The following is a 26,996-nucleotide window of genomic DNA, read 5'->3' on the forward strand; positions in this document are numbered from 1 at the left end:
GGGGAAGCATTTCGCGCGGAGGTCGAATTGCTGTCGATCAGGCGTTAGCTGCTCGAGGCACAGTCGTCCGGATCGCCCAACCCTTCCGGGCCGGAAGCCGTGGGGACGAGTTCACCGTCCTCGACGAATCCTTCGGGACGTCCCGATAAGACCTCTACCATCGCCGTGCGTCCTCGTTCTAAGTCCTCCGCGTGGGCACTCGAGGTCGTCAGGTCCGTTTCCTCCCCGGGGTCGTCGTCGAGGTCGAACAGGAGTTCGCGGTCCGTAACCGGGTTCCAGACGTACTTCATCGTGCCATCGATCAGGTACTGGGTGCCGTTCTCGGGGTCGTAGCTACCGGCGGCGTGTTCGCCGTGATACCACTCGCGCCAATCCTCGCGGTCGGGCTCACGGACCAGTTCGAGTAGGTTTCGGCCCTCGACCGTCTTGGGGATCTCGACGCCGGCGACCGACAGCAGCGTCGGCATGATGTCCTCGAGACCGACCGGACGGTTGATAAGCTGCTGGCGGGGGAGGTCCATCGTGGCGGGGAACTTCAAGATGAAGGGGACCCGTGCGGACCCCTCGTACGCGTAGGTCTTGCGCCACATGTGATGGTCACCGAGCATCTCGCCGTGATCAGAACAGAAGACGACGAACGTATCCTCGAGTTCGCCGATCGTCGCCAACTTGTCGAGGACGCGCTTGAACTGATGATCGATGTGAGTGATCAGTCCGTAGTAGGCCGCCCGCGCTCGGTGAACGGTCGTCGGCGAGAGGTCAGCGACCCAGGCATCGGCCGACGGATACTCGGGAATCTTCCCGCCGTGGACGTCCTCGACCCAATCGCCCATGTATGGCTCGGGTGCCTCGCGGTCGATGTACATGTCCCAGTAGACCTGGGGTGGATCGAACGGCGTGTGTGGGCGAACGTAGGAGAGATTGAGGAAGAACGGTCGGGTCGGATCTCGCTGATCGAGGAAGTCGAGGGCCTTCCGAGTCGTCCAGTTCGTCGGGTGTTCGTACTCCGCTGCGTGCCACGGCCGAGGGTCCCAGGAATTACGCCCGAGACCGTGGGCGAGTTCGTCATACTGGCCGTCGCTTTCGCGCTCGAGCCAGCGGGTGTAGTCATCGTCAGGGTGATTCCACAGCGCCTCGTGTTGGTCCATGTCCTCGAAGCCGACATGATTTCGCGGCGGGATCGAATGGATCTTCCCGGCGAGTTTCGTCTGGTAGCCCGCGTCTCGAAGCTCGCCGGGAAGGGTGTGGTCGAACTTCCAGGGTGTCGTCACCCAGCCCGGCGCGCCGTTGGTCGCAGGCGTCTGGCCGGTCAGGAGCGATCGCCGCGCCGGGATACACGATGGAGCGGGCGTGTACGCCCGCGTAAACAGCGCGCCATCGCCGACCAAGCTGTCGATGTTCGGAGTGTGGAGCAGCGACCGACCGTCGGCGTCGGTCGGTGCCTCAGGGTCGGCCCCGATACAGTCTCCACGCTGCTGATCGGTCATGACGAATAGGACGTTCGGTCGATCAGACATACTGGCCACCTGCCCGCCGTTCCATATAGTTCTACCTCACAGATCCGGATCCACGACCTGAGCCAAGTGATACGGCTGCCAGCAAGAAACCTGTCCAGAGAACGGTTCCGGATCGAGTTTACCCGTCAGGATACCCCTCGATTTCCCCATCAAGCGTGAGCAGGTCCTCGCACGTGATCGACGCCGATCGCTGGTCGGCGACTTGGGCGATGCTCCCGACGACCGGGTTCGCGACAGGTTCTGGGATCTCCACATTAGGATACGTCGTCCGTAGCTCCGACTCGAACCTGGTTGCGACCACCTCACTCGTCCCGAACCCGCCGAGACAACCGACAATCGGCGACGGCTCGAGACCCAGCCGCTCGACGACGGCGCATGCTGCGTCGACGAGTTCAGACGCGGCGTCATCGACAATGCGCGTCGCGGTCGGGTCGCCGGCCGCTGCAGCTTCGGCGACGGGCTGGGCGAATGACGCGATGTCCTTGGCATGATCGATCTCATCGATGACTTCGGTAAACACGTCTTCGAACGAGTCGAGACCGAAGTGGCGACATGCCGCGTCGACGAGCACGGTCGGTTCGCCGCGGCCATCGTGGGCCTTCGAGGCGGCACGGAGGCCGAGCCTCGCCGCGTCGAAGCCGCTGCCTTCGTCGCCGAACAGCCAGCCCCAGCCGCTGGATCGAGCGCGTTCACCTGCTTTATTTCTTCCAAAGGCCATCGCACCGGTTCCCGAGATGACGACAACTCCTGGATCGCCGGCTGTGATCGCGAAGTAGGCCGTGACGACGTCGTTCTCAATGTAGCGTTCGTTAACGAACTCAATATCATCTAAGAACGAGGAGATGATCCCGTAGTCCTCCTCGCTATCGAGCGTACCCATACCGAACCCGCCAATGATCCGATCGGACGTGTCGGCCCCGGCCTCCGCCAGCGCTTCCCGGATCGCACCCTCAACGTTCTCGCGGGCGCCGTCCGGGCCAGCAACCCGATAGTTTCCCGGACCGCCGTTGCCGACCCCGAGCAACGAGTAAGAGTCGTCGACGACAATCGATGTAGTCTTTGTCCCGCCGGTGTCGACGCCGACGACGTACGTGGTCATACGATATGATTAGAGGGGTTCAGAAGTTGAATCTGATGATTGGCCCGTCCGGCGACACCCCTGGGAGGAGGTCGTTCCATCGAACGGGGGGTCAGGCGTCCATCTCGAACGCGTCGACGTACCGTTGGATCGATTCGCGGACCGTCCCGACGACATGGTCGTGGGGATCAGTCCCCGGTACGTGTGCCTCGACGTTCCCGTACAGCGTCTCCCGTGCTTCCCTCACCTCCGGGTCATTGAGTACGTACCGGCCGACACAGTAGGCGATGTTCCGGCGGTTTTCCGCAGCGAACGCCTTCAGTTCGTCCTCCGAAAGTTCTGCAGGCGCGAACTTCTGCCACGGCGAGTCTCGAACGGCAGCAGCCATGAACGACTCCATGAACCTCGATCGGGACGACTCGTCGTCGATCACTTCTCGCTCCATGTCCTCCAGTTCCTCTAGGCCGTCGATGATGGACGCGGCGAACTCGGGACCGACGTTGGCCGCACCGATGCCGATTTCGGGGAATTGCGACAGTTGATCGTCGTCGAGCCAATCCGTGTAGTGAACCTTGAGGAACAGTTCTCGATCGACGACGATCGACTGGAGACTGCGGGCTTTCTCCGGGTTGAAGTCGTTTTCCATGTCGATGCGCATCGTCGTTCCGATCTGACCGACGACGAACAGCAGACGGTCGCGGACGGTTTCCCGTCCAGCCTCTGCCAGCGCCTCCCAGAGAAGGTCGATATACCGCTCAAAATCATCGGCCTCGGTCATCCCGCCTGTGATCTCCTCGGTTCCGACCTCGTAGTACACTGGATCGAGTCCCTCGGACTCGCGGTAGCGTTCGACCCGATTGATTAGCTCAACCGTCCGTCGGACGACCTCCTTAAGGTCGAGGACTTCCGCTGCCCGAGCATCCTCGGTCGCGTCGACGTGGAGCACATCGAACCCGCTTTCCAGGTCCGCAATGAACAGCTCCGTCGCGTATTCCAGTGCGTCCTCGAGGGGGACGTCCGGGTCGCCACGATCACGCGTGCTCTGGTAGGGGCCGCCGTGGTCTCGTGCCACGACAGTTGGTCCGTTGTACCCGACGGTGTCGGCGGTTTCGTCGATGAACTTGATGAGCTCTTCCTGTGACCAGCCCGTATAACCCCTGTTGGCGTCCACCTGCCGGGGGGTCGCGATGAACATTGGGACGAAGTCGGCCGCAGTCGTCGCCTCCCGGATCGTCGCCTCAACAATTTCCTCGGACATGGGGCAGACGCCGAGCAGCGTCGCCTCGCCACGGCGATCGTCGAGCCACCTCTTGGTGTCGAACGTCATTCGGCAATACGTACCGCTCGAGATGACTTAACGATCCGTGTCTCCGTCCAGCCGTCGAAACTCCACCGAATCCCGTCGAACGTGACCCCCGTATTGAGACGTTTGATCCGGTGCTGCTTCGTCTTCCGTTTGAACGATTCGGATCCGACCTATGTGGGGCAAGCGGCTTGAACCGGCGTAATTTAATGGGGGTCGCTAAGAAGGATATCCCACATGCCAAGTGAACACGCGACGATCCGTGAGATCAACGACCAGCCAGCGGCACTCGAGGCTGTCGTCGAGTCGCTCGATCGAGTCAAACCGAGACTCCACGAACTGCTTTCCGGCGAGACGACGTTCTGTCTCACCGGCTGTGGTACCTCTTACTACCTCTCGCTGTCGGGGAGCGCAGTGCTCAACGAAGTGGCTTCGAGCATCGCGATCCCCGGCAGCGAGGCGCTCGTCTCACCCCACCAGCTGCCCGAGGTGGTAGACGTCATCCTCCCCGTCTCCCGGTCGGGCGAATCGACCGAGACGGTGCGGGCGACCGAGGCGCTTCAGGAGCAGTATCCCGATGCTACCGTCCTCGGGCTCACCTGTACCGAAGGGAGCACGATCCACGACCTGGCCGACATCCCGATCCTTTCGCCGGAGGGTGACGAGGAGAGCGTCGTCATGACGAAATCGTTTTCCTCGATGCTAGCCACCTTCGAGTATATCGCACGTGTGATTGAGACCGACGGCTCGTCGGTGACTGACGGGTTCGCCTCGCTTCCGTCCGACAGCGAACGAGTCATTTCAAAAACCGACCCTGTTACCCGAGACCTCGCTGGACAGAAGTTCGAGAAGAGCGTCTTCCTGGGTTCGGGTGAAACGTTCGGGATCGCCTCCGAAGCAATGCTCAAGGCCGAAGAGATGACCCTCTCTTGGACAAAGGCTTACCACACCCTCGAGTTCCGCCACGGACCCCAATCGATTGCTGATGAAGACACGCTCGTCACCGTCTTCCTTCCGGACCGTCAGCTCGATCTTCAGGCCGACCTCTTGGCGGACGTCGACGATCTAGGGGCGACCTCACTCGCGGTCGGGACCGCCGAGACCCTCAAGGCAGTCGGGTCCGACTACGCCATCGAGTTGCCTGAGCGGGATATTGGGTCGCTCCCGCTTTATGCACCGCCGTTCCAGCTGTTAAGCTACTATAGGGCCGTCGAAGCTGGCCTGAACCCCGATGAACCCCAGAACCTCACGCAGGTCGTTGAGCTGTAGTGCCGGTCTGACCTAGCTCCATCCAAACTTACATTACACGTAGGCTCGTCAGTTCGGCAAACGACCATGCAGGAGTTTCCCACGGTCCAGTCCGAGGTGGGTTCGGCGTGAAGTTCGGCGTCTTCCTGAACCAGTACTACACGCCCGAGAGCGGGTTCGAGGTCACCGACCTCTACGAACAGGCCGAACTGATGGAGCGGGTCGGGTTCGACGGCGCCGCCGTCGGCGAGCGCCACGTCCACGAGGAGGGGTTCGCGGAGGCGATCACCACCCTCTCAGCGATCGCCGCCCGGACCGAGCGCCTCGAGCTTGCGACGATGGCGCTTCTGCCGATGTGCTACGATCCGATTCGCCTCGCCGAGCAGGTCGCGATGATCGACCGCCTCTCGGGCGGCCGGATGCGCTTTGGCGCCGCGATCGGCTACCGCGAGCGCGAACTCGAGGCGTTCGGCGTTGACCTCGAGGGACGGTCGAAGACGTTTATCGAGTCGCTCTCGCTCTTGAAACGCCTCTGGAGCGAGGAGTCGGTGAGCCACGACGGCCCCGAGTGGACCGTCGAGGACGTCTTCGTCTCCCCTCGCCCCGAGGAGATGCCCGTCTGGATCGGCGGCCACGCCGACGTCGCGATCAAACGGGCGGCCTACCGCGGCGACGGCTGGATCGCAAGCGCCTCCTCGACAACCGCCGACCTCGAACACCAGATCGGCGTCTACGAGGACGCCCTTGACGAGTTCGGCGAGGACCGGGCGGACCACGAGGTCGTCCTGATGCGCGACTGCTTCGTCGCCGACTCCGTCGCCGACGCCCGCGAGACGATCGAGCCCTATCTGCTGCAGATGTACGAGTGGTACGCCCGCTGGGGCCAGACTTACATGGACGAACACGAGGTCGAAGTGGACTACGACGACCTCGAGGAGAAGTTCGTCATCGGCTCGCCCGAGGAGTGCGTCGACCAGCTCCGGGTCTACGAGGACCTCGGCGTCGACCAGGTCTATCTCCGGTGTCAGTTCCCCGGCCAGCCCCAGGACGTCACCCTCGAGACCCTGGAGCGGTTCGGCCGCGAGGTTCGTCCGGTGTTCGGGTGACCGCCATGAAGGTAGGCTATGTTGGGACTAACCACCATCACGTCGATCCGTACCTCGCGAGCATCGACCAGCTTCCGGCCGAGGTCGTCGCGGTCGCCGATCCCGAGCGGGACATGTCTACGGCTGCCGACGACCGATTCGCGGACGCGAAAGGGTACGGGACGCCGGCGGCACTCCTCGAGGAGGCGGATATCGAACTCGTCTGGTTCACCGTTTCGAACCGTGCTACGCCGGAACTCATCGGAGCCGCTATTGATCGGGGCCTTCACATTTTCACCGAGAAGCCGGCCGCCAGAACGGCCGCGGAGCTCAAGCCGATTGCAGAGGCGGCCCGACGGTCCGACAGTGTTGTCGGGACCGCCTATACGTGGCGAGCCCACCCGATCGCCGAACAGCTCCGGGAGTTCGTCTCAGATGGCTTCTTCGGCGACGTCCGGAACGTGGACATGCGCTTTTTCGCGTCGAATCCCTCTTTCCGGGCGACAGACCACTACCTGTTCGATCCAGAAGCGAGTCGCGGCGGGATTGTCCAGTGGCTCGGAGTTCACTGGCTCGATCTCCTCCCCTGGCTGCTCGATGATCCGATTACTGCGGTGAACGCTACTCTGTCCGAAGAGGAGGGTCTCGGCGTTGAGGTCGGTGCCTCGATCCAGTTCAAGATGGCATCGGGGACGATCGGTTCTCACGACTGCGGCTATTATTTGGACGAAGACCGATATGACACGTCGATTACGATACATGGCGCCGAAGGCTACAGTACATGGGACCCAATGGGCGAACGGTTCGGGTTCGATGGGACGACAGCTCTTAATCTCCACGCGCTGGGCCCACAGTGGAAAAGCACCCCTCGACGGCGGATCATCCACGAATACGAACCGACACCGGGCTATGGTGGGAAATGGGGACTGACTTTTTTCGAAGAGTTCCTCAAGGCGTGCCGTCTGAGCAGGGAGCCTCCGGCCGACCTCGATGACACCCTGACCGTACTCCAGATTCTCGACGCGATCTACGAGTCTGCGAACCGTGGAGAACGAGTCGCTGTCAGGGACTGACTAGCCGTTCTCCTCTATCCTTCAAATTTAATAAAATAGTTTTAAATGTATAGAATTAAATATTTATCGTGTCTCGGCAGAGCTGATGCGGACGATATTCTTCACGGAGACGATCGACGACTGACCGCTTTAGAGCGCGATCACGATAGCCACTGGAAGTTAGAAGTCGACGCCACCCGGGGCGCGTCGAGCCTCCCTTCGAGATCGAGGACAATTCCCTGGAGGCGATGGTCGAGGCCGGAGACCTGCCACCTTAGTACAGTGGCTCGTAGCCCTCGACGAAGGCGGCACCATCGCGGTCGACGGCGGCGAGTTCCGGGCTCCCCGGTTCGACGACGACCCCGTTTTCGAGGGCGGCCTGGACGCCGAGCAGGAGCGTCGCGGCGTCGAACAGCCAGTCGGCGTCGTCGCGCTCGCCGCGGGCGGTCGCAAGGAACGTGTCGATGAAGGGATCGTACATCCGCTCGAGTTCGGTCTCGTCGCCGTTGATCCGGGCCGTGCGAATCGTTTCACCGACGTCGAGAAAGCCGAACGCCGAGGGGTTCGTCGGGCCGTCGAAGCGCAGGGTCGCCGTCGAGCCGTCGGCGAACGAAATCGCGGTCGCCGACCCGTGGGTCGTCGGCTCGATGGCGGTCCAGTCGGCGTCACAGACCCGGCGGGCGGTGTCGGTGAGGTGGACCCCGTAGTAAAACGGGCCGTTGTAGCCGGCCGCGAACAGGTCGTGGCCCCCGTCGTCGTCGCGCATGTCGTCGATCGAGGGATGGTGGGGAACCGCGGATCCCCCACAGATCGGGGTTCCGGAGCGGTCCGCGGTGGCTTGCAGTACCTCGACGTCACCGAGATGGCCCGCGATCGGCTTGTCGATACACGTTGGGACGCCCGCCTCGAGAAAGCCCTCGGCGATCGGGCGGTGGCGGTCCCAGTCGGCCGTGAGCACCATCGCGGCGTCGACCTCCTCGACCATCGCGTCCGGGCGGTCGTAACGGACGGCACCGTACTCCTCGCGGAACGCAGAGACGTACGACTCCTCGCGGACCTTCCCGCCGTCCCAGACGCCGGCGACGGTCGCGTCGGGCCGGTCGTCGATCGCCGCCGCGAACTTCTCGGCGTGGCTCGTGTCGAGTCCGAGGATCCCGACGTCAATCATCCGCTCATCCCTCTCAACGAACTAGCACGGCACATCTATCCGTTCGTCCGTACCGACCGGCTTAGTCTTGATTGATGGTCCCAGTATCCACCGGTTTCTCAATTCCAAACAAAATCATACCCGTTATTTCAATCATCGGGCTTAAATTTCAGCGATGTAGTTGTGGTTGTCGTTGAGGGCGCTGGCGTCCTCGGGGAGCAAGGCGACCACGAGACAGTCGGCATACGTCTCGAAATACTCGACGAGCGCGGCGATCCGATCCGAATCGATCGCCTCGAGGGAGTCGAGCAGCATGAACGGGACCTGCTCGTAGACGTCGTGGACGAGGTAGCCAGCGAGCGCGAAGACGAGCCCCGTCACCTCGCGTTCGCTCTCCGAGAGGTGTTCGATCCGGTCCTCGTAGCTCGTTCCGTCGGCCGTCGACCGGATGACGTGGAGGTCGAAGGCGGTCCGCTCGACCTTCCGGCGGCCCTCCTTGACCGTCCCCTCGCGGCGTTCGATCCAGATCCGGTCGATGTTGGCGTAGTCGAGAATCGAGAGGATCGAGGACATGTGTTCGTTGAACGCCTCGACGGCGTCGTCCTCGATCCGGTCGACCCGCGTCCGGAGGTCCGCGAGTTCGTCCGTGATCTCCTCGCGCCGTTCTTCAAGTTCCTCGCGCTCCTCGATGGTCGTCTCGAGTTCGGCGATCCGGTCGTCGACCTCGCTTCGTTCGTCCTCGAGGTTCTCGATCTCGATCTCGAGGCCGTTGGCGTCGCGGTGAGCTTCGAGGACCTCGCTGTAGTCGGTGTCGTCGAACGATTCGGTCTCGTCCTCGAGCTCCTCGACGCGGTCTTCCTGGTCGGCGCGCTCGTCCTCCAGGTCGTCGATCCGGTCGCCGTGGGCCGCGAGGTCGTCCTCGATCGAGTCGAGGCGCTCCTCTAAACGCTCGCGGCGGTTCCGGTGTTTTCGGAGCTCCTTCTGGCGGCTCGTCAGGTCGTCGATCTTCTCTTGAAGCTCGTTTCTGTCGGCGAGTTTCGACTGGTGGAGCTCCTGGAGCCGTTCGAGGGTGGATTCGATGGCGTCGCGTTCGACCTCCGAACCACAGGTCCAACAGACGACCTCGCTGTCGCCGGCCAGCAGGCGGTCGGTGACCGCGTCGTCCTCGCCCATGGTGTCCCCGAGGTCGATGCCGCCGTCTTCGAGCCGCTCCTCGTTGAACCGGACGACGCTCTGGAGTTCGTTCAGCGTGGTATCGAGGTCGCGCTTGCGCTCGCGAAGCTCCTGGACCCGGCCCTGAAGGCGCTCGGGGGACTCGTCGCCGTCCTCCTCGTCGGAGACGTCGACAAGGTCGGTTTCGAGGCGGTCGCGTTCGTTCTCGAGTTCGGTGCGGCTCTCGCGTTCGGTCTCCAGATCGTACTCGACGGACTCGAGCTCTCGGCGGGCGCTACGGAGGTCGGCGAACGTCGACTCGAGTTCCTCTTTCCGGCTCTGGCTCTCCTCGACGTCGGCGTCGAGGTCGTCGAGTTCGACCTCGACCTCCTCGAGTTCGGCTTCCAGATTCTCGATCTCGTCATCGATCGAGACCCGACGCTCCTCCAAGCCGGGGAGTTCGTTCTTGAGGTCGTCGAGGTGGTCGAGTCGGTCGTCGATCTCGCGTTTCTCGTCCTCGAGTTGGCGGATCTCGGCCTGGATCTCGTCGGTGTCGATCGGGCGCATGATCAGCTCCTGGAGGTCGTCGCCACGACTGACGACCCGGCGGGCCTCGTTGGATTCCAGCAGGAACGCGAAGAGATCGGCGAGTTCGGCGTCCTCGAGGTAGGGCTCGCCGTCGAAGACGACGGTGTCGTTCCGGCGGTAGAGCGACCGGCTGTAGCGGCCGTCGTCGAAGGAGAGTTTGACCTCGCCCTCGTCGGCGTCGCCTTTCAGCGAGGAGCGATCGCTGCCGAGGGCAGCCATGATCGCTTGAAGGAACGATGTGCGGTTGGTGGCGTTGCGACCGGTCAACACGTTGATGCCGGGCTCGAGGGAGACACGGGCCGAGTCGATCCCACCGATGTTCTCGGCAATAACCTCTACTGGTGTCTCGATCGACTTTGCTACGGACATATGCTCCTTTACCCCTTCAACCATATAAATACGGTAACTTTGACGAAGGACGACATCGCAAGCGATTGTCTGATATGTACTTCCTATTGGGTGCGGGGAGATAGCAAAGTGATCATGAGTAGGAAGAAAATCAGGACCCCCTGAGTTAGAATTATTGAAGGCTTCCTCGTTTAAACCTTCCAGGCTAAATTTGACAACAAGCACATAAGAATTGTATAGTGGTAGGCATAATTCCGAGCGTAGTTATAACCGCGGATGACCACTCACGTTCCAGAATTCAGTCGGACTGTATCCCCTTCCACGTTATTCGCCATTAAGATTAGAAAGTCGGGTCTGGATTTCATCAGCGTCCGCATCAGATAACGCTTCAAGACCAAACTGGACAAGGAGGGGATAGAAATGGCGATTTTTCTTGAACTGCGTGTGGCTCGCTTTTCGTAGTTTCAACTGCGATTCAAGGTACGTGTCTTCCATGTTCTCCAAGATGTCGTCTGGAATGTAGATCGTCCGTCCGTTCCATTCGTCCTTGATGTTTGTCTTCGTTCCGTTCGTTTTGTTCGATCCATTCGATTCACTCGTTTCGTTCGATTCGGGCGTTTCAGTCGAGGAGCTGGTTTCCGCCGATTCGTCTATCCCGCTTATTTCGTCGGGATCGGTCTCATCATCCTCGTTTTGGTAGTTCCCCTCAATACCGGAGGCCTCTCCCCATCCGTCGGTCATGCCTTCACCTCCGCAGGAGCGGTCTTCTCAAACGTCTCGTCGAACAGGTCAGCGATTTCGTTGAACAATTCGCGAGCGTCCTCAACGCGCTTGTTCTCCTTCTCGAAGCCGAAGATGGAAACACCTTCACCGATCGACTGGGAGAGATCAGTGCGTTTCGGAAGCTCGAAGATAGGGAGCGAGTATGCCGATTTGATCTCCTCTATAGTAGCTCTGTGCTCGCCGTTCTGCTCGACCCGGTTGCACATGATAGCAAGACGGTTGATGTCACCGTACGCCGGTTCGAGCGAGCTCAGTTGCTTCGCGAAAATCTGGAGGCTGTTAGCGTTGAGTTGCTCGGGAATGACGGGAATAACAACGTTTCCGGTCGCTACCAGGGCGTTATCGGTGAGGACATTCAGCGATGGTGGCGTATCGACAATGACGTAGTCGTAGTTTCTGTCGAGTTTGTTAAGTGTCAACTCCAAGCGCTCTCTGCTCTTTGGTGCTTCGAGCAGCGTCTGAATGTTCTTGTTGTTCGCCAGCTTTTCACTCGCGGGGATGATGTCGAATTCCGTGTGATCGACGATGATGTCGTTCACTGACTCCATCCGATCGAAATCGAGTACGTCGAAGAGCGTGGTTCGGTCAGTGTCGTAGTAGAGGTCGCTGTACCCAAGCGAGCAGGTGAGCCCTCCGTGATAATCGATATCGACCAGGAGGACCTCGTGTCCCCGGGCGGCAAGCGCGCCGCCAGTATGGATAACATCAGTCGTCTTTCCCGCGCCACCTTTCTGATTCGCCACGGTGATTCGTGCAGTGTTGGTTTCGGCCATAGCAATCGTTAGTTTAGTGAAATCGTTATGTTCGTTTCGTTCGTTTTGATCGGTGCGCTCGGTGCGAGTATTTCACTCGATGAAAGGAATACCACCCTGATAAATCCTATTGATCGTTATCCCTCCGGACAAAACTCGTTCGTCATCGTCAATCCATTCATTTCATTCGTTCCGTTCGTTACCAAGGCGAGAATCCTATCGGAAAATTTAGAACTATTATGGGAGCGAAACCGGCTACAGCTCCACCTTGTGCAACATTCGTATGAGGATGGCAGGCATTGGCGCTTTCACCCGCTAATGAGACACGTATGACGGATCGACTATCTACACTGGAGTTTCAATCTGTGTCGGAACGATGCTCATCTCTTTCTCAATGAAAACTTCAATATGTGTTCCACAAGGCCTCAGTTCTCTTCATCGACGTGTTCGGTTCTCCAGTCTATGAGCGCCCCCATTTCGTGGCGTCTTGAAAAGAGTTCATGGTCATTGAGAATCCGTCTCGATGTCAGGAGTGGTGGTATACGGCGCTACCTCCAACAGATAGATTCTGCAATTCTCGTGGTTGGACTATTCTGATATCGGATCTTTGGCGTGTACTCATCAAAGACACCGCCAAGGAGGCCGTCGAGCCGTTGATCCGGGTCATCAATACTAAGACACTGACCGGTCTATGACGAGATGCAGAATATGTATGAGGACGACCGCCCTCCACTGGCTGACTGGATTCTTGACGTCTATAAGACGGTTCTAGAGCACGTGACAAACCAACGCGAATCTACCCCGGACGGAGAACCATCCGCCCCGACACTGTCACGTGACCAGCTCACGGAGATAGTCCTCAGAACTGACCTCGAGCTCGAACCACAGGACGTTGATCACGCCGTTGACCGCCTTCATGATCGTGGGTATCTCTACGAAGTGGATGGGGGACTTCGTGTGACAGACATCTCATACGAGTGATGAGCGATCTACGGATCGGTGTGAATGATGTCGATCCCGATCACTGCGAGAGAATCCACGAGACGCGGTTACGCAACCAGTTCGTCGACGTACTGTGACTCCCACTCTCGACGATCCTCAATCTCACGTCGGCCACGACGCGTCACTGAGTAGACGTTCGTTCGTTTATCTTTCTGGCCTTTTTCGAGAAGCCCCTTGTCGACGACCGTATCGAGATTCGGGTAGAGCCGCCCGTGATGAATTTCCGTTTCGTAGTAGTTCTCGAGTTCGTCTTTGATCGCGAGCCCGTGGGGCTCGTCCAATCCTGCAGCAACGTACAGGAGATCGCGCTGGAAGCCGGTCAGATCATACATATGACTCTCTACTAACTAGATCGGTTTAACTGTTTGGAAATATACCTATATCCTCCGAAAGACGTCTACGTATACAGTTTACCCCTGTGAGGAAAGCATAGATTTTCATCGGAGTCTGGATCTTATGGGAGTGAGCACAACCAAGTGGCCGGAATCGCCGTTGCTCGCGGAGAGCATGGAGAGGGGCGGGAAGGGGAATCCCGCCCCGAGTACGTACAGACACAGCCCACTCATCCATGTCTAGTTCGCCGCGTGGGCTGTGCGCGTGAGTGTCTTGCATCCATGATAATAGTGGTAACGATAATGGACCTTGTGCAACATTTGGCCTCCAACAGAAAGCCTCCTTTGCACAAAATTCGGATGCGCGAGCCACCCTCGCGAGACCCGTCCCAGCCACCCGAATGAGATGATCCTCCACCCCAAACGGCTTGTCGATGAGTAGAATGGGGAACTCTACAAGTGGAACCGAGCGCATAGGTCCACGCGATTGATTCGACGAACACTGGAGTCGCCGACTCGCGACCCACGCGGACCGTTACGATTAACCAACATCGACAGGCCTTCAGCCAGCCTGTTGGTTAACGCCGGCCGTTTTGGTCCCACCCGCTGTCACGGAAGCCCTTCAGTCACCTCGACGAGATCTTCCTCGGTCTGCCAGCGATATAACCGTCCATTCTGGTCGAACAGTTCGAAGACGCCGCCCTGCATCCAACCGAATGGGTGCTCCTCGTCCTCGTACTCGCGCTTGAGCACGTGACTCTTCCCGAAGTACTCGGTCGTGCCGACCAGGAGCCCCTGCTCAACAAGGAAATCGCTGGGCTTCTTCTCGGCGACGCCAACAAGATACGTTACGATATCGGCGACCAGGCAGAACTTCTGGATGCTATTGTCCCACTCGCCGCGGATATCGACCATCCGGAACGCATACGCGTCATGCCGGCGGTTGAGACGGTCAACCACCAGGCTCAGTCGCCGAATCGGTTCCCGGTCGTAGTTCCCGAGCACGAAGTATGACCGGTCGTTCTCGTAGACCGGCGTCAACTCGCTCAGAGCGTGGAGGATCCCCTCGTTCTCCCCAAGCGAGATTTCTTCCTCGTCGAGTTGCTCCTTCACACTTGTGAGGATATCCTCCGGAATCGGCGACTCCTCGTCAGTCATATCTACGCCAATTCCCGCGTTGAGATAGAGTTTATGAAGTAAACTACCAACTCATATAGCTATAGTTTACCTCAGAGTGATTTACTTTGGGGTAAATTACTTGCCGGCGGACTGCATACGGTGACGTATGAGCGCAGATCTGGGAACGGTTGAGGGGATGGAAATCCGGGAAATTGTCCACTTCGTCACTCAACAGACGCGGTTCGCCCTTCTCAATAATATCCTCCAACACCCTGAGCAGCTGCCCTCGATGTACGAACTCGAGGAACTCAACCCTAGCGTAAGTGACGCCACCGTCTACAAACACATCCAGAAATTGATCGACTCCGGTATCGTCAAGGAAGTCGCCCTAGGCGACGGCCAGCGCCGGCAGGGGTATCCCTGGAAGTTCTACGGCCTCACGGAGGAGGGCCGCAAGTTCCTCGACGAACACAACCTCCTCGCTGCGGAAGAAACCCTCCAACAGATCTACGAGACCATATCCGATAAACCCGAGAAGATGGTCAAGTACGAGAACGCCCCCCGTCCAGACGACGCGTGACCAGTCGCGCTATTGCAGAAGAGTTTGCTATTTGTATGATTCAGCGGCCAGCGATGGCATTGAGAGTTAACCAACAAAATTATACTCTCGAACCCAGTGTTGGTTAACACAGGGTGCTACTTGATGTCCTACGAGCCACCGACACCGCCAGCGGACCTCCCGACAGACATCGTCGATACGCTGAACGAGTACTCCCCGGAACAACTCCAACATGTTACCCGCTACGCCGAGGCCTTAGCCGAACACAAAGCACGTGAGGCCCGTTTCAAGGAGGAGTCGGATGAGAACGGGATTAACGAGCGCCCCGCCGATCTTCCGGATGACGTTCCGTCGAAGGCAACGATCACGATCAAGGACATCAACGATAACCGCTACTACTACTGGCAGTGGAGAGAGGGGGACAAGGTGACGTCGAAGTACAAGGGGCCGGTCAACCCAGACGAATGAACTTGACCCGGAAGGCACCCACCCCACGTTTCCGTCGTAACCGAGAATGGGTAGACAAGGAAGAGGACAGAGAACTGGAACCACGCCTCCTTCGCCACGTTTCCGTTGTTTCTCCACGATGACAGAGCGAAGCAGTCCTAATTTAACCCGAAAAGGAATTCGATTAGCCTAGCCCTAGTGATAGTATTTCTACTCCACACCTAGATTAAAGTAGGTGGGAAGAGAAGAGTCCAGTAAGTCTACTTCGTTCAAAGAGTGAACAAGATTACTTCGTTCACTCGAAAGAAATCTATCTTGGCCGAGACTGCCTGTAGCAGTTCATGAACGGCTGATATTAGCACTGTTCTCGCTATTTTCAGTTCTTGGACCGCCTCTTCGAGTGGACCTCTCTATTGAGATCGATTACGACGGAAACGTAGGGTGTGTGGGTTCGGTCCCTGTGATTCCAATCGGGGCGCAGCCCCTCTATCACGTCGGAAACGCGGTCCTCATACCATTATCCTAATTTCACCGATAAACGCCCCTTCAACGCCAGTATTAGGGAAGTAACGTCGGAAACGTGGGTGACTCTCTCCACTAGATTTATATTCCCCCCGCTCACACCGTGTGATATTCAATGCCGTCCGATTCCTCATCAGGTTCTGTTGACGATCCACTCTTCGAGTCCGGGCATCGTATCTTCGCGAACAAGGATCTCTTGAAGATCGGCCACGTTCCTGAGGCCGACCGGATCGTCGGTCGAGATGAGGAAATCTCTAAATTGGCGAAACGTCTCAACGGCGCTGTCCACGGCTATTCTCCGGAGAACGTGATGATCTACGGGAAGACGGGGACCGGAAAATCACTCGTTTCAAAACATGTCTGTCAGCGCGCTCAAAACGCTTCTCAGGACGATGTCAATATTGGAACAGCCTACATCGATTGTGCCGAGGACAACACCGAGACACAGGCTATCTCCTCGCTCGCAGCCAAGCTGAACGATGAATCGACCTCTGGGATTACCGTTCCACACACCGGTCTCAGCACGTCGAAATACTACAAACTTCTCTGGAAGATTCTTGACGCGCAATTTGATTCTGTGATCATCATCCTTGATGAGATTGACCTGATGAACGACGATAGCGTACTGATGAAGCTTTCTCGCGCCGAAGAGGCAGGCAAAATTGACTGTAGTGTCGGTGTTATCGCGATTAGCAACAAAATCCAGTACGTCGACAACGTGAACGAGCGCGTGAAAAGCAGCTTCCAACACAAGGAGCTGTTCTTCAAGCCCTACGACGCAAACCAGCTTCGAGAAATCATGAACAATCGCGAGGATGCCTTCCAGGACGACATCCTTACCGCCGATGTGATCCCACTCTCAGCGGCCTTTGCAGCTCAAGAACACGGCGATGCTCGCAAGGCGATTGACATTCTCCGCCACGCCGGGGAAGTCGCCTACGAGTCCGATGCAGAACAAGTCAAAGAAGAACATGTTCGGCAGGCCCAGCAACACGCCGAAAAGGATCGATTCAGGGAACTCGTAAACGGCGCACCCACACAGGCAAAGGTTGCATTGTTCGCGCTAACGGAACTGAGCATCAACTCTAACGACGACGCCTTCCTAACGAGCCGCGTATACGATCAGTATGAACTAATCTGCAACGACTTGGATGTGGATATCCTCTCCGTACGACGGTTCCGTGACATCCTGAAAGAACAGGCGTTCCTCGGCGTGATTGAAATCGAGAAGATCAACAAGGGAAGTGCGGGCGGCATCCATCTCCAGAATCGACTCATTGAAGATCCTCAAGTTGTCCGGGAAACGATCGTTGAAGACAGCCGGATGCAGAATTGGGCTCGCGAGTAGGGGTTCGCTCCTATTGAGTGGGTGTGGACGACGGAAATCTGGGGTGGGGGATGAGGAAACGACGGAAACGAGGGGGGTCGAAAATCACGTCGGAAACGTGGGGTCGGATCGGAACGACGGAAATCTGGGGTGGGGGGTGGGTTCGCTACGACAATTCGGCGACGGAGTCGAATGAACCCAAAACAGAGTTTTTCTTTCTTGGCAGTTCTTATCGAATATCTGTCTTCAAGAAGGATAACTATGAGGATTTCGGACCACTCTGCCGCCGCCGGCACCCCAGCGATCATCTCGAAGGCTTAACCAACACCGTTCGGTACACCGTCGTTCTGTTGGTTAATATCATGGTACGATCGACCGCGATGAGGGAGCGCTTGTCGGCACCTCCCCGGGTTTCCCCACTCGTCGAGATCGACCCTCACCGTGGGGTAACTCAGACTGGGGTCCATTTCTATTGTGTCTAACTTCGGTTGTACACAGTGAAGGTTACAATCTCAATCTGAGCGCAACCCTAATAATCACATATATCTTATTTTATTTGAATCGCATGTCACACATATCAGACGAAGACCGGAAGCTCACGGCCTGTGACGGGTGTGGAAAGAGGTATCCCGCTAACGTCACTTCTCAGGGAGATATTATCCCAATCGGTATTGGTGAGTGCCGCAGTTGTGGAGGTACTCAGTTTACCGTTCTTGAGGATGCAGGTAGCCAAGCGTTCGCCGTTGAAGATTAGACCAGTTGAACACAGTGATTCTTGAGATCAGTTTCATCAGCCGAATTCGCGGGACCCTCCTCAGCTACCGCTAATAGAGTGAGCCGGCTACTCCCCGTATTCATCAAGATGTGTGTCCTCCTCATTGAGGATTTTGAGGGACTCTCCGTCGCCCCCTCCACAGCCACAGGAAAAACCAATTGGCTCAATCTCCCTATCAGGAGTGATCCGAACAGGCACGATTTCCTCGCAGGACTTGCACACAGCTGCTGCCCGGTCCTTCTTTTCGGTCGCTGTCATTGACGGACGCCTCTATACTGCCTTGTGTGAAGATATGGGATAATGATTTCGACCAGCGGAAACTGAAACAGGTGAGCCTAACTTGCGGGATATTATTTTCACAACTAGGCCGGCTGATTATCTGCGTTACATCCAGGACGAACACTTACCACAAGGTGGGTGTGGTATTTCGAAACAGTACGTTCTCAGAAGAGGGACAGCTCAGTTGTCCGACTGTACTCGGAGAGTCGAACCAGAGCCATCCCGAAGAGTACAACCGTAACTCCGCTCAGTGCGACCACTGCCATCAGTTCAGGGTCTCCACTGGCTATCACAGCGACAGACACTGAACCGATAAGCAGCGTCACAGTGAAGAGCAACTCCACTGAGCTAACGTTCAGTTCATCCAATGTTGATGGGATACCAGACCTCCTCTGCTGGGTGGGAACCATATACCACAGTGACATCTCCCGCTTCATAAATCTGTGGGTTGGTCTACAAGATCGCCTGATACGTTCGCACCTGGATGTAGCACGAGATTCAGTCCAAGCGGGTCGAAAAATACCCTTTGTGAAGGATCCTATGACATGCTAAACAGGGGCAGATTCTTAGGCCCCCTCGATAAACCCATACGAATTCACCATCCTTCCGGTCTCGTATTGGAGATACGCTGGAACGAGGCCTTAAGACTCTCTGGAGTGTCTACTTAGATAACATGGAACGTCCCACCCGCCAACGTGAGTCTACGCAAACTACGACCCAGGCGGAGGAGACGGACGAACGGACCTGTGAGGAGTGTGGCTCTGTTGATCTCGTCACCAGCGGGGATCAAGGCGAACTCGTCTGCGAGGGCTGTGGGTTGGTCGTCAACGAAACGAACATTGATCGCGGGCCCGAGTGGCGAGCGTTCAACACCACCGAACGAAACAACAAGTCCCGGGTCGGTGCCCCGACGACCCAGACGATGCACGATAAGGGGCTGACGACCACCATCGACTGGAAAGACAAGGACGCCTACGGACGGTCGCTCTCCTCCGAAAAGCGCACTCAGATGAACCGACTTCGAAAATGGCAAGAACGCATCCGGACGAAGGACGCCGGCGAGCGCAACCTCCAGTTCGCTCTCTCGGAGACCGATCGGATGGCATCGGCGCTCGGCGTCCCTCGGTCAACGCGAGAGGTCGCCTCAGTGATCTATCGGCGGGCGCTCTCGGAAGATCTGATTCGTGGTCGATCGATCGAAGGTGTCGCGACGGGCTGTCTGTATGCGGCTTGTCGCCAAGAGGGAATTCCGCGAAGTCTCGAAGAGGTTGCTGAAGTGTCGCGTGTCGAGAGGAAAGAGATCGGGCGAACATATCGGTATGTAGCTCAGGAACTCTCCCTCGAGATGCAACCCACCGATCCCACGGAGTATGTCCCACGATTCTGTTCAAAACTCGAAGTCAGCGAGGAAGTGCAGGCTAAAGCTATGGAAATCATCGAAATTACCACCGAGAAGGGATTGCTTTCGGGAAAGTCGCCCACGGGCTATGCCGCGGCGGCAATCTACGCGGCAACGTTACTCTGCAAGGAGAAGAAAACCCAACGGGAAGTCGCTGACGTCGCCCAGGTTACCGAAGTCACCATCCGGAACCGCTACCAGGAACAGATCGAAGCGATCGGGCTGACCACCTCCTAATCGATTGGTCCCGTCGCAAAGCCATCTAGATTTTGCTCCTCAGAGTTGGAACGCAACTTCACGTGGGGTCTAATACAGCATTATATTTCCATGCACCAGGTGCACGTAGCTCAAAACCGTGAGAGATAGACCCGCTCTTGAACAACGCTCCACTATCGGTGTTCCCATCGCTCCTGGTTGCTGACTCGATTTCTGGAGCAAAACGAACGAGATCAGAGAACGAACCCAGCGAGGTAGCGATGGCACTGGGAGATGCCATCACGAGGCTTCGTGTGACAGAGTTCGCTAGCGTCAGCGTGTGGACAGCCGTGATAATGGATATTCTAATCCGATGGGAACTACCGATAGTGGTTGGTTCGCAGCCCGATGTAACGTGATCGGTGGATTGTATCATCGGAACAGCCGGGGCAGCGTTACATACAGAGAACATGGATATCAGTTAGTCTCGTCGTCGCGACCGCAACATCCCTCGGTTACTGTGTGGGCCCTCGGCCGATTATAAGCGCGTTTTTCACGAGGGCTTTGTGCCCGCGACGGAGGCGTTCGGAGAGTGCCTGGTGGGAGATGTCGAACTCGGTCGCCAACTCTTCAGCATCGAGTTCGCGCGGGATCTCGTAGTAGCCGAGTTCGAACGCGCTCGTCATCGTCTCCTGTTGGGCATCCGTGAGACCGAACCGGCCCTGTCGGCCCTCGTCGACGTTGTAGATCGTCAGGACCTCGCACGGGATCCCGTTGGCGTGACAGTAGTCGTGAGTTCGTGCTAGCGCCTCGCGGCTCGGGAAGAGAAAGCGGAGGTGCCATCCTTCGCCGGTGCCTGACGCCGAGAGGACCGTTCCGTCCTCTTCTACGAGGATCTGAACGAGGAGGTCGATCCGGTCGATCCACTCCATTCGGTACAGCCGCTCCCCCTCGAGTTCCGCAATGCACTCGACCTGATCGATCGTCTCGTCGGCGGCAAACGCCTCTTCGAGATCGGCGAGGGCCGACTCTGGTGCTTCGACCCAAAGAAACGGCATGACCGTCTCTAGGTCAGTGGCGACGAGTCGTTCGACCTCACAGCTCAGGTCACCAACGGTAGTGAGGGTATGTTCAAGAGCGAAATCCGTGAGGTCAACTTTCATCTCGGCGATCGTTCCGGCCATAGCTCCCTACTTACCCTACCCCCCGCTACTCCCTTCAAATGTCGCATACCCACCCCTATATGCGTTCTCACGTATGTTTATAGCTGGGGGACTGCTGTCAACCCAAAGTAGCCTGACTTCGACGATAGACTCCCCAATAGTTGCGATATGGAGAATTGATGTGAGCAAAAGTACTCATATCTCAATAGAACCGCCTACCAATGTACGCTGAATCTGTGTTAGACTGGAGGAATAGGATCATGCCACCTATCAGGGGGAACTGTCTGTGAGACTCACCCTTCCTTATTGAACGGTTCGGCGACGACCCGATCCAGTAACGTTCGTTGGAGGATTTTCCCAGCAGCTGGTGGTGAGCGGGGGCGGAACGCGGAATTAGTCGAATCGATCGGATGGCCCGTTTCGACGAAGTGACCGATCGCTTGCTGGGAACGTTCGTGTTTCGTTCCATCGGCTGCGCTGACAGACCAATCACAGGTATGGCAATACTTCATTGGTCTCGTTCACCCAGGTCCGCTGAATCGTACGCGACTCGATACGCAGCCTTCTCGACGTTGAATCCGACCTGGTCCGTAGACGCTGTCAATTCGCTGTGTTCAATGGTCCGATCGAGGTGACTCATATCCACCCATAAGTGTGACCGACGTGTATGGTTGACTTCTGCTTAAGAAGGTCCTTTATATTTATTCTGTGGGACGAACGAGCGTGCTTGCGATTAGGCGTCGGGTGCCCCGCTGGAGGCGGGAGGCGAGTGATTGTCTCGTGATCCCGAGCTCTTCGGCGACCTCCTCCTGTGAGGCGGTCCGTGGAGAGTCGTAGTAGCCACTCGAGTACGCGACCGTCAGCGCCTCGCGTTGAGCTTCGGTGAGGTCGTACTCGTCGCCCGAGTGCATTGGCGAGAGTGCGTGGAGTTCGACGAGTTCGACGGGAATCTCCCGGTCGGTACAGTACGCTTGGAACTCCGAGACCGCACCCTGGTCGTCGGCCCGGAGTTCGAACGTCCACTTGCCCTCCTGACCGATGGCCGAGACGAGTTCGACGTCCGTTTCGAGAATGCCGGTGAGGATGCTCTCGTAGTCGAAATCCCAGTCGATACGGACGAGCACCTCCCCGTCAACGTCATCGATGACCGAGAGGGCTGCAATGCCAGGATGCTCGATTCCGCTCATCTCGATGCCGTCACCGTCGAGGCTGTGGAGCCAGAAATAGGGGATGATCACCTCGTTCGTGGGAACGACGCGATCCAGTTCGATCCGCGAGGTAGGGAACTTCGAGAACACCTCCGCGAGCGGAAACTCGCCTTCCGTCGCGACGAAAGTGGCTTCGATGGCCATAGACAGCACAGGGCTGATGAGATGAAAAATCTATTGAGAGTCGATGGAAGGGCGTCTCAGTAAACCAGTGCTGGTATACATGGCAAGCCGCTTCAAATAGACCAGCCAATAGTACGTCGAGGGACAGTCTCGTATATCGAGTTGAAGCGACTGTCGTCGTCGCTCCTTTTACTACTCGCTATCAGCCGACTCGAAATCCGCTGCTACAAGTCCGATTAGGGCCTTTCGGAGGACGGTTTCGGCTCCACGCCTGACGCGTTCGGAGGCTGCCTGTGGGGTGATGTCGAGTTCGTCGGCGATCTCGTCGAGGGTCGTCTCCCGGGGGACCGAGAAATAGCCGTGTTCGACGGCCATCGTCAGGGTTTCTCGTTGCTCTGGCGTCAGGCCGAAGCCGAACTCGCTGCGCGGTTCCTCGTCAAGCGAGTAGACCCGGTCGATGTGGACGGGAAACTCCTCGTCCTGGTAGAACTGGTGGAATCTGGTCAGGTCGGTATGATCCTGGAATCGGACGGTAAACGACCAGTTCGAGCCCCTGTGTGCTTCCATGATCGCTCCATTCGTGTCACTGAGTCCGTTCAAGAAGGATTCCCTGTCGGTGTACCACTCCACGTAGTAGAGAACGCTATTACCGACTCGAGTGACGGCTTCGGCGTGTTTGACGATGCCGCTGTTGGTGAGTACGCGTTCGAACTCGTCAAATTCCTTTCCGGTCGCCCAGAGAAACGGGATGCGATCCTGATCGATCGGGACGACACGCTCGAGTTGGACCCGGACGTCGGGATCCCCACTCGTAGACCGCCCGAACGGAAACGACTCTGAGGGGAGTGTAAACTCGACGATGACCGTCATCGAGCCGTGGCCTCCGACTCGGGAGAGGTGGCGGGTGATGGGACTGGCGGCGCTGTCGGTAGTCCGAACGCGGGACAGCTATTCGGTCGAGTGGCGTTGTAGTGTACCATCGTGCGTGGCTGGGTAGTGGTGCGGAACGCGTGACTCGGGGATGCGTCCCACGCGACGACCACGCAAGGAGAACATGGGATGACTGCTCGCCCGTCGGTCGGGTTCAAATGACCCCTTTATCGTCGGGGCCGGACACATAGCGTGCAGCCGTGGTTCCGTACAAGAGTATGAAGCCGGATCCGGATAAGGATTTGCTATTTACTGACACGCGTGCTAATCGAACCCGAGTCGTCTTGAGAGATATGCAGGCCAAGGTAGCGATTAGATTAGACCAAAGGCGCAACTCACGGTCCCACCGCTTAGGTGCTGTAGACGGTGACCCCTGCGTCGGTAATCTCGACCACGTACTCGCACACAGGGAACGACACCGACACGTCTCCCTCCCCCTCGGCGACCAGCGTATCGAGCGCTTCAGGGTCGATGTGTTCGTACAGCGGCGGGAGATACTTGACTTTCATATTTTCGACTGAGGCAAGCGCATAGACAACGGCGACGCTTGGCGATGTTTCGTCCCAGTCGAACTCCTATTCGACTATCTGGTTTTCGTTTGCCAAGTCGTTCACAGAGGGGAGACACTAGTCCTCAATAAACCTTTGTTGCATGATGGAGAGCTTATTTTCTAACCCGCTCGCGTCGAACGCGTGGAAATGCGCTGAACACGCTACTCGGCGCCGGCGTCGGCCAGAACGAACCACCTCTACGGTCCATCTTGGGCCCGGGAGCCCAACTCAGGGGCCCACTTCACAGAACTGTTTTTCTCTCGGGAAACAGTCGGTGACTGAATCTAAGAGTTCCTCTACGTCGGCTCCGCCTCGATACCGAACTGTCTCACTCCTGAAATCGTACTCAATAAGCCCGGCATCCGCGAGTCGTGGAAGCGTTGAGTGCTGAAAATGGACTCTCGTTTGATCTGGTTCCTCTGCGGGAGTGAGCCCGGTTGCAAGATCTCGTATCGAAAGAAAGTCTTCTGTCGTCTTTTGGAAGTACAATAAAGTGGAGCGACAATACGGATCTGCTAGGATACTCAACACCCTGTTTGCCCTTTCCCGTTGATTGGAGTGATTCATATGTGAGCTTTCTCTTCCAATTCATCCCTGTCCGTCAGACACTCGTCAGACGGAAATACTCAATGGTCAATAGATATTACAAATATTTGATTTAGTGTAAACCAGGAGGGGGATCGGGCTCTCGCTTGCCGAACGGATCATCGAGCACCACGGTGGGGAGATCCGGGGCGCCTCTGAATCCGGGTAGGGCCGACGCTCTCATTTACCTTCCCCACGAACGGTGAGGTAAATGGATAATCCGAACGGGCGGCCTGGAGGTTCCGGCTTCGTGAGCGATGCAAGGGCCGGCTCGGGGCAAACACGCCAGGAGGTTGACATCCTGCTCGTCGAGGACAACCCCGGCGACGTCAGACTCACCAAGGAGGCATTCACCGACGGCGCCATCGACAACACGCTTCATGTCGTTACCGACGGCAAGGAGGCGCTTAACTTCCTCCACCAGCGCGACGAGTACGCCGATGCTGCATGTCCTGACCTGGTTCTCCTAGATTTGAACCTCCCGAAGAAAAGCGGTGAGGAGGTTTTAGAGGAGATACGTGGTGACGAGGACCTCCAGCGTCTGCCCGTCATCATCCTCACGAGCTCGGAAGCTCAGGAGGACGTCCTCCGGTCGTACGAACTGCAGGCAAACGCCTACTTAACGAAGCCTGTCGATCCCGACGCTTTTCTCGACACCATCCAGACGTTCGAGGAGTTCTGGCTGCGAGTCGTCCGGCTTCCGCCCTGCGATCGAACCGATGGTGGCTAGCTCAGCGTGACCAGTACCGACGCCGAAACGATGACGACCGTCTTCGATATCCTCCTGGTCGAGGACAACCCCGGAGACGCGCGTCTGATCGAGGAGATGCTTCGTGATACGGAGGAACTCCTGAACCGGATTGACGTCAAGGACACCGCCGACAACGAAAGGGGCGCCAGCGGTCCGTTTGATGGGGTTCGAATCCACCACGAGACACGGCTGTCGGGAGGTTTAGAACGGCTCGAGGATGTCGATCCGGCGGTCGTCCTGCTTGATCTCGACTTGCCCGACAGCACCGGTATCGACACGTTAGAAACCGTCGCCGACGCTGCCGGTCGAATCCCGATCGTCGTGCTCACCGGACTCGACGACACCGAGGTCGGGATCAACGCAATCCAACGAGGCGCCCACGAATACCTCGTGAAGGGCGACCTGACCGAGGGCCTTCTCGTCCGATCGATCCACCACGCGCTCGAACGCGTCCGTGCGACCGCCGAGCGCGCCCGCCGCCGCGAGCAATTGGAGTCACTGAATCGACTCAACCGGATTGTTCAGGACATCACCAACGCTGCTATCCGGACACGGACCAGGGACGAACTCGAGCGCGTGGTCTGCGACCGACTCGTCGCCGATGACGGCTATCGCTTCGCCTGGATCGGCGAAGTCGATCGGGGAACCAACCGTATCACGCCCCGAATATCCGCAGGTGTTGAGGAACCCCCCGCCATGATTTCGAAACCGACCGACGATGAGAGCGAGGAAGTCCCGAAACGTGCGCTCGAAACCGAGGCGGTTCGCGTCGTGACCGATCTGGAGGCGGGACTGGACAACGAGGTCTCGGCCGGGGAAACCGCTCGCTCGATGGTGGCGATCCCGATCAGCTACGAAGAACTCCAGTATGGCGTCGTCTGCATCCACGCTGCCGACCCAGACCCGTTCACTGACCCCGAGATCAGATCCCTCGAGCGATTGGGCGATATCATCGGCCATGCGATCGCGGCGATCGAACGTCGCGAGGCCCTGATGAGCGACGCCGTTCTCGAACTGGAATTCAAGGGTGAGGGAATCGTTGGTGGCCTGATACCACTCGCGGAGCGCTCCGACACCCGAATCGATATCCGGCGGTTTGTCGACATCGACGAGCGGGTACTGGCTTACGGAACGGTCGAGGGCGTCCCTCGCGATCGCGTTCGTGCAGCAATCGAAGAGGGTGAAGACATCTCGGATATGAGAGTGCTACGCGGTGATGACGAGTCGTTTGAGGTCGAACTCGTCATGAGGGGGAGACAGGACTTCTTCGGGACGATCACGAGTTACGGCGGTCGGGTCAAGTCCGCGACGTTTGCCGACGGCGAGTTCCGGTTCGTCACGCAGTTCCCGCAGGGGCGCGATACCCGCCAGTTGATAGAGGTGATACGCGAGCAATATCCGTCTGCCGAATTTCTCGCCCAGCGAACCAGCCAGCAATCCGATGAGGACGTCGCCGGGATAGAATCACCCTTCCAGGCATTAACGGACCGCCAGCGAACCGTCCTCGAGACGGCGTACTTGGCGGGCTACTTCGACTGGCCCCGGACAAGCAGCGGTGAGGACGTCGCCGAACGGCTCGGCATCTCCGCTGCGACCTTCAGCGAGCATCTCCGTGCGGCCGAACGAAAACTGTTTGCGGGCATTGTCGACGAGACCGAATCTGACGATGACTAACG

24 protein-coding genes and 1 pseudogene are annotated in these 26,996 nt (G+C 57.9%); 10 read left to right on the forward strand and 15 right to left on the reverse strand.

Annotation, left to right across the window (positions count from 1 at the left end; genetic code table 11):
• Positions 1–44: 44 nt before the first annotated feature.
• From DVH23_RS17625 to DVH23_RS17635, 3 genes are all read right to left on the reverse strand, one after another.
• Entirely contained in the window at positions 45–1,517 is a 1,473-nt protein-coding gene (locus tag DVH23_RS17625; RefSeq protein WP_114578735.1) for an arylsulfatase, read from the reverse strand.
• Positions 1,518–1,635: 118 nt separating this feature from the next.
• Positions 1,636–2,616 carry a BadF/BadG/BcrA/BcrD ATPase family protein gene (locus DVH23_RS17630; RefSeq protein WP_114578736.1) on the reverse strand — a complete coding sequence of 327 codons (981 nt, stop codon included), beginning with the start codon at positions 2,614–2,616 and terminating at the stop codon, positions 1,636–1,638.
• A gap of 91 nt (positions 2,617–2,707) precedes the next feature.
• Positions 2,708–3,922 carry a class II D-tagatose-bisphosphate aldolase non-catalytic subunit gene (locus tag DVH23_RS17635; protein ID WP_114578737.1) on the reverse strand — a complete coding sequence of 405 codons (1,215 nt, stop codon included), beginning with the start codon at positions 3,920–3,922 and terminating at the stop codon, positions 2,708–2,710.
• A 213-nt stretch (positions 3,923–4,135) separates the two neighbouring features.
• Between DVH23_RS17635 and DVH23_RS17640 the strand changes: the two genes are divergently transcribed.
• The 3 genes from DVH23_RS17640 to DVH23_RS17650 all read left to right on the forward strand — a co-directional run bounded on the left by DVH23_RS17640 (position 4,136) and on the right by DVH23_RS17650 (position 7,304).
• Complete coding sequence (locus DVH23_RS17640) at positions 4,136–5,167, forward strand: SIS domain-containing protein (protein ID WP_114578738.1); 1,032 nt, start codon at positions 4,136–4,138, stop codon at positions 5,165–5,167.
• A gap of 107 nt (positions 5,168–5,274) precedes the next feature.
• Positions 5,275–6,252: an LLM class flavin-dependent oxidoreductase gene (locus DVH23_RS17645; protein ID WP_114578739.1), complete on the forward strand. Its 978-nt coding sequence runs from the start codon at positions 5,275–5,277 to the stop codon at positions 6,250–6,252.
• Positions 6,253–6,257: 5 nt separating this feature from the next.
• On the forward strand, positions 6,258–7,304 hold the full coding sequence (locus tag DVH23_RS17650; RefSeq protein WP_157972477.1) for a Gfo/Idh/MocA family protein: 1,047 nt from the start codon (positions 6,258–6,260) through the stop codon (positions 7,302–7,304).
• Positions 7,305–7,557: 253 nt separating this feature from the next.
• Here DVH23_RS17650 and DVH23_RS17655 read toward each other — a convergent pair whose 3' ends face one another.
• The 4 genes from DVH23_RS17655 to DVH23_RS17670 all read right to left on the reverse strand — a co-directional run bounded on the left by DVH23_RS17655 (position 7,558) and on the right by DVH23_RS17670 (position 12,074).
• Positions 7,558–8,451 carry a Gfo/Idh/MocA family oxidoreductase gene (locus DVH23_RS17655; RefSeq protein WP_114578741.1) on the reverse strand — a complete coding sequence of 298 codons (894 nt, stop codon included), beginning with the start codon at positions 8,449–8,451 and terminating at the stop codon, positions 7,558–7,560.
• A 141-nt stretch (positions 8,452–8,592) separates the two neighbouring features.
• Entirely contained in the window at positions 8,593–10,539 is a 1,947-nt protein-coding gene (locus DVH23_RS17660; protein WP_114578742.1) for an archaea-specific SMC-related protein, read from the reverse strand.
• Between the two features lie 303 nt (positions 10,540–10,842).
• On the reverse strand, positions 10,843–11,259 hold the full coding sequence (locus DVH23_RS17665) for a hypothetical protein (RefSeq protein ID WP_114578743.1): 417 nt from the start codon (positions 11,257–11,259) through the stop codon (positions 10,843–10,845).
• Complete coding sequence (locus DVH23_RS17670) at positions 11,256–12,074, reverse strand: ParA family protein (RefSeq protein ID WP_114578744.1); 819 nt, start codon at positions 12,072–12,074, stop codon at positions 11,256–11,258. The genes DVH23_RS17665 and DVH23_RS17670 overlap by 4 nt, the downstream gene beginning before the upstream one ends.
• 687 nt (positions 12,075–12,761) lie before the next feature.
• Here DVH23_RS17670 and DVH23_RS17675 point away from each other — a divergent pair.
• Entirely contained in the window at positions 12,762–13,034 is a 273-nt protein-coding gene (locus tag DVH23_RS17675) for a hypothetical protein (protein ID WP_114578768.1), read from the forward strand.
• Positions 13,035–13,102: 68 nt separating this feature from the next.
• Here the strand turns inward: DVH23_RS17675 and DVH23_RS17680 are convergent, their stop codons facing one another.
• Positions 13,103–13,387: a helix-turn-helix transcriptional regulator gene (locus DVH23_RS17680; protein WP_114578745.1), complete on the reverse strand. Its 285-nt coding sequence runs from the start codon at positions 13,385–13,387 to the stop codon at positions 13,103–13,105.
• Between the two features lie 609 nt (positions 13,388–13,996).
• The gene (locus DVH23_RS17685) at positions 13,997–14,545 is read right to left on the reverse strand and encodes a hypothetical protein (protein WP_114578746.1); all 549 of its coding nucleotides are present in this window, start codon (positions 14,543–14,545) and stop codon (positions 13,997–13,999) included.
• 127 nt (positions 14,546–14,672) lie between these two features.
• Here DVH23_RS17685 and DVH23_RS17690 point away from each other — a divergent pair, with 127 nt between their 5' ends.
• The 3 genes from DVH23_RS17690 to DVH23_RS17700 all read left to right on the forward strand — a co-directional run bounded on the left by DVH23_RS17690 (position 14,673) and on the right by DVH23_RS17700 (position 17,382).
• A complete protein-coding gene (locus DVH23_RS17690; RefSeq protein ID WP_114578747.1) occupies positions 14,673–15,086 on the forward strand; it encodes a helix-turn-helix transcriptional regulator in 414 nt (137 codons plus the stop codon).
• A 123-nt stretch (positions 15,087–15,209) separates the two neighbouring features.
• Positions 15,210–15,533, forward strand: coding sequence for a hypothetical protein (locus DVH23_RS17695; protein WP_114578748.1), 324 nt, complete (start codon positions 15,210–15,212; stop codon positions 15,531–15,533).
• A 616-nt stretch (positions 15,534–16,149) separates the two neighbouring features.
• Entirely contained in the window at positions 16,150–17,382 is a 1,233-nt protein-coding gene (locus tag DVH23_RS17700) for an orc1/cdc6 family replication initiation protein (RefSeq protein ID WP_114578749.1), read from the forward strand.
• An 820-nt stretch (positions 17,383–18,202) separates the two neighbouring features.
• Here the strand turns inward: DVH23_RS17700 and DVH23_RS17705 are convergent.
• Together DVH23_RS17705 and DVH23_RS17710 are read right to left on the reverse strand one after the other, a co-directional pair.
• The gene (locus DVH23_RS17705) at positions 18,203–18,394 is read right to left on the reverse strand and encodes a hypothetical protein (RefSeq protein ID WP_114578750.1); all 192 of its coding nucleotides are present in this window, start codon (positions 18,392–18,394) and stop codon (positions 18,203–18,205) included.
• 185 nt (positions 18,395–18,579) lie between these two features.
• The gene (locus tag DVH23_RS17710) at positions 18,580–18,825 is read right to left on the reverse strand and encodes a hypothetical protein (protein ID WP_114578769.1); all 246 of its coding nucleotides are present in this window, start codon (positions 18,823–18,825) and stop codon (positions 18,580–18,582) included.
• Positions 18,826–19,088: 263 nt separating this feature from the next.
• Between DVH23_RS17710 and DVH23_RS17715 the strand changes: the two genes are divergently transcribed.
• Positions 19,089–20,051: a transcription initiation factor IIB family protein gene (locus tag DVH23_RS17715; protein ID WP_114578751.1), complete on the forward strand. Its 963-nt coding sequence runs from the start codon at positions 19,089–19,091 to the stop codon at positions 20,049–20,051.
• A 473-nt stretch (positions 20,052–20,524) separates the two neighbouring features.
• Here the strand turns inward: DVH23_RS17715 and DVH23_RS17720 are convergent, their stop codons facing one another.
• From DVH23_RS17720 to DVH23_RS24650, 4 genes and pseudogenes are all read right to left on the reverse strand, one after another.
• Positions 20,525–21,193, reverse strand: a complete 669-nt coding sequence (locus tag DVH23_RS17720) for a helix-turn-helix domain-containing protein (RefSeq protein WP_114578752.1) — start codon at positions 21,191–21,193, stop codon at positions 20,525–20,527.
• Between the two features lie 680 nt (positions 21,194–21,873).
• A complete protein-coding gene (locus DVH23_RS17730; RefSeq protein ID WP_114578754.1) occupies positions 21,874–22,524 on the reverse strand; it encodes a helix-turn-helix domain-containing protein in 651 nt (216 codons plus the stop codon).
• A 171-nt stretch (positions 22,525–22,695) separates the two neighbouring features.
• Positions 22,696–23,373 (reverse strand): helix-turn-helix domain-containing protein, encoded by a 678-nt coding sequence (locus DVH23_RS17735; RefSeq protein ID WP_114578755.1) that lies wholly within the window; start codon positions 23,371–23,373, stop codon positions 22,696–22,698.
• 410 nt (positions 23,374–23,783) lie between these two features.
• Positions 23,784–23,984, reverse strand: a pseudogene (locus tag DVH23_RS24650) (HalOD1 output domain-containing protein); the annotation flags it as partial.
• Between the two features lie 835 nt (positions 23,985–24,819).
• Between DVH23_RS24650 and DVH23_RS17745 the strand changes: the two are divergent.
• Together DVH23_RS17745 and DVH23_RS17750 are read left to right on the forward strand one after the other, a co-directional pair.
• Positions 24,820–25,299 carry a response regulator gene (locus tag DVH23_RS17745; RefSeq protein WP_232833812.1) on the forward strand — a complete coding sequence of 160 codons (480 nt, stop codon included), beginning with the start codon at positions 24,820–24,822 and terminating at the stop codon, positions 25,297–25,299.
• 30 nt (positions 25,300–25,329) lie between these two features.
• The gene (locus tag DVH23_RS17750) at positions 25,330–26,994 is read left to right on the forward strand and encodes a bacterio-opsin activator domain-containing protein (protein WP_114578770.1); all 1,665 of its coding nucleotides are present in this window, start codon (positions 25,330–25,332) and stop codon (positions 26,992–26,994) included.
• The last annotated feature ends 2 nt before the right edge of the window (positions 26,995–26,996 follow it).

The sequence above is a fragment of the Saliphagus sp. LR7 genome (genome assembly GCF_003344565.1).
Taxonomy (GTDB): Archaea; Halobacteriota; Halobacteria; order Halobacteriales; family Natrialbaceae; genus Saliphagus; species Saliphagus infecundisoli.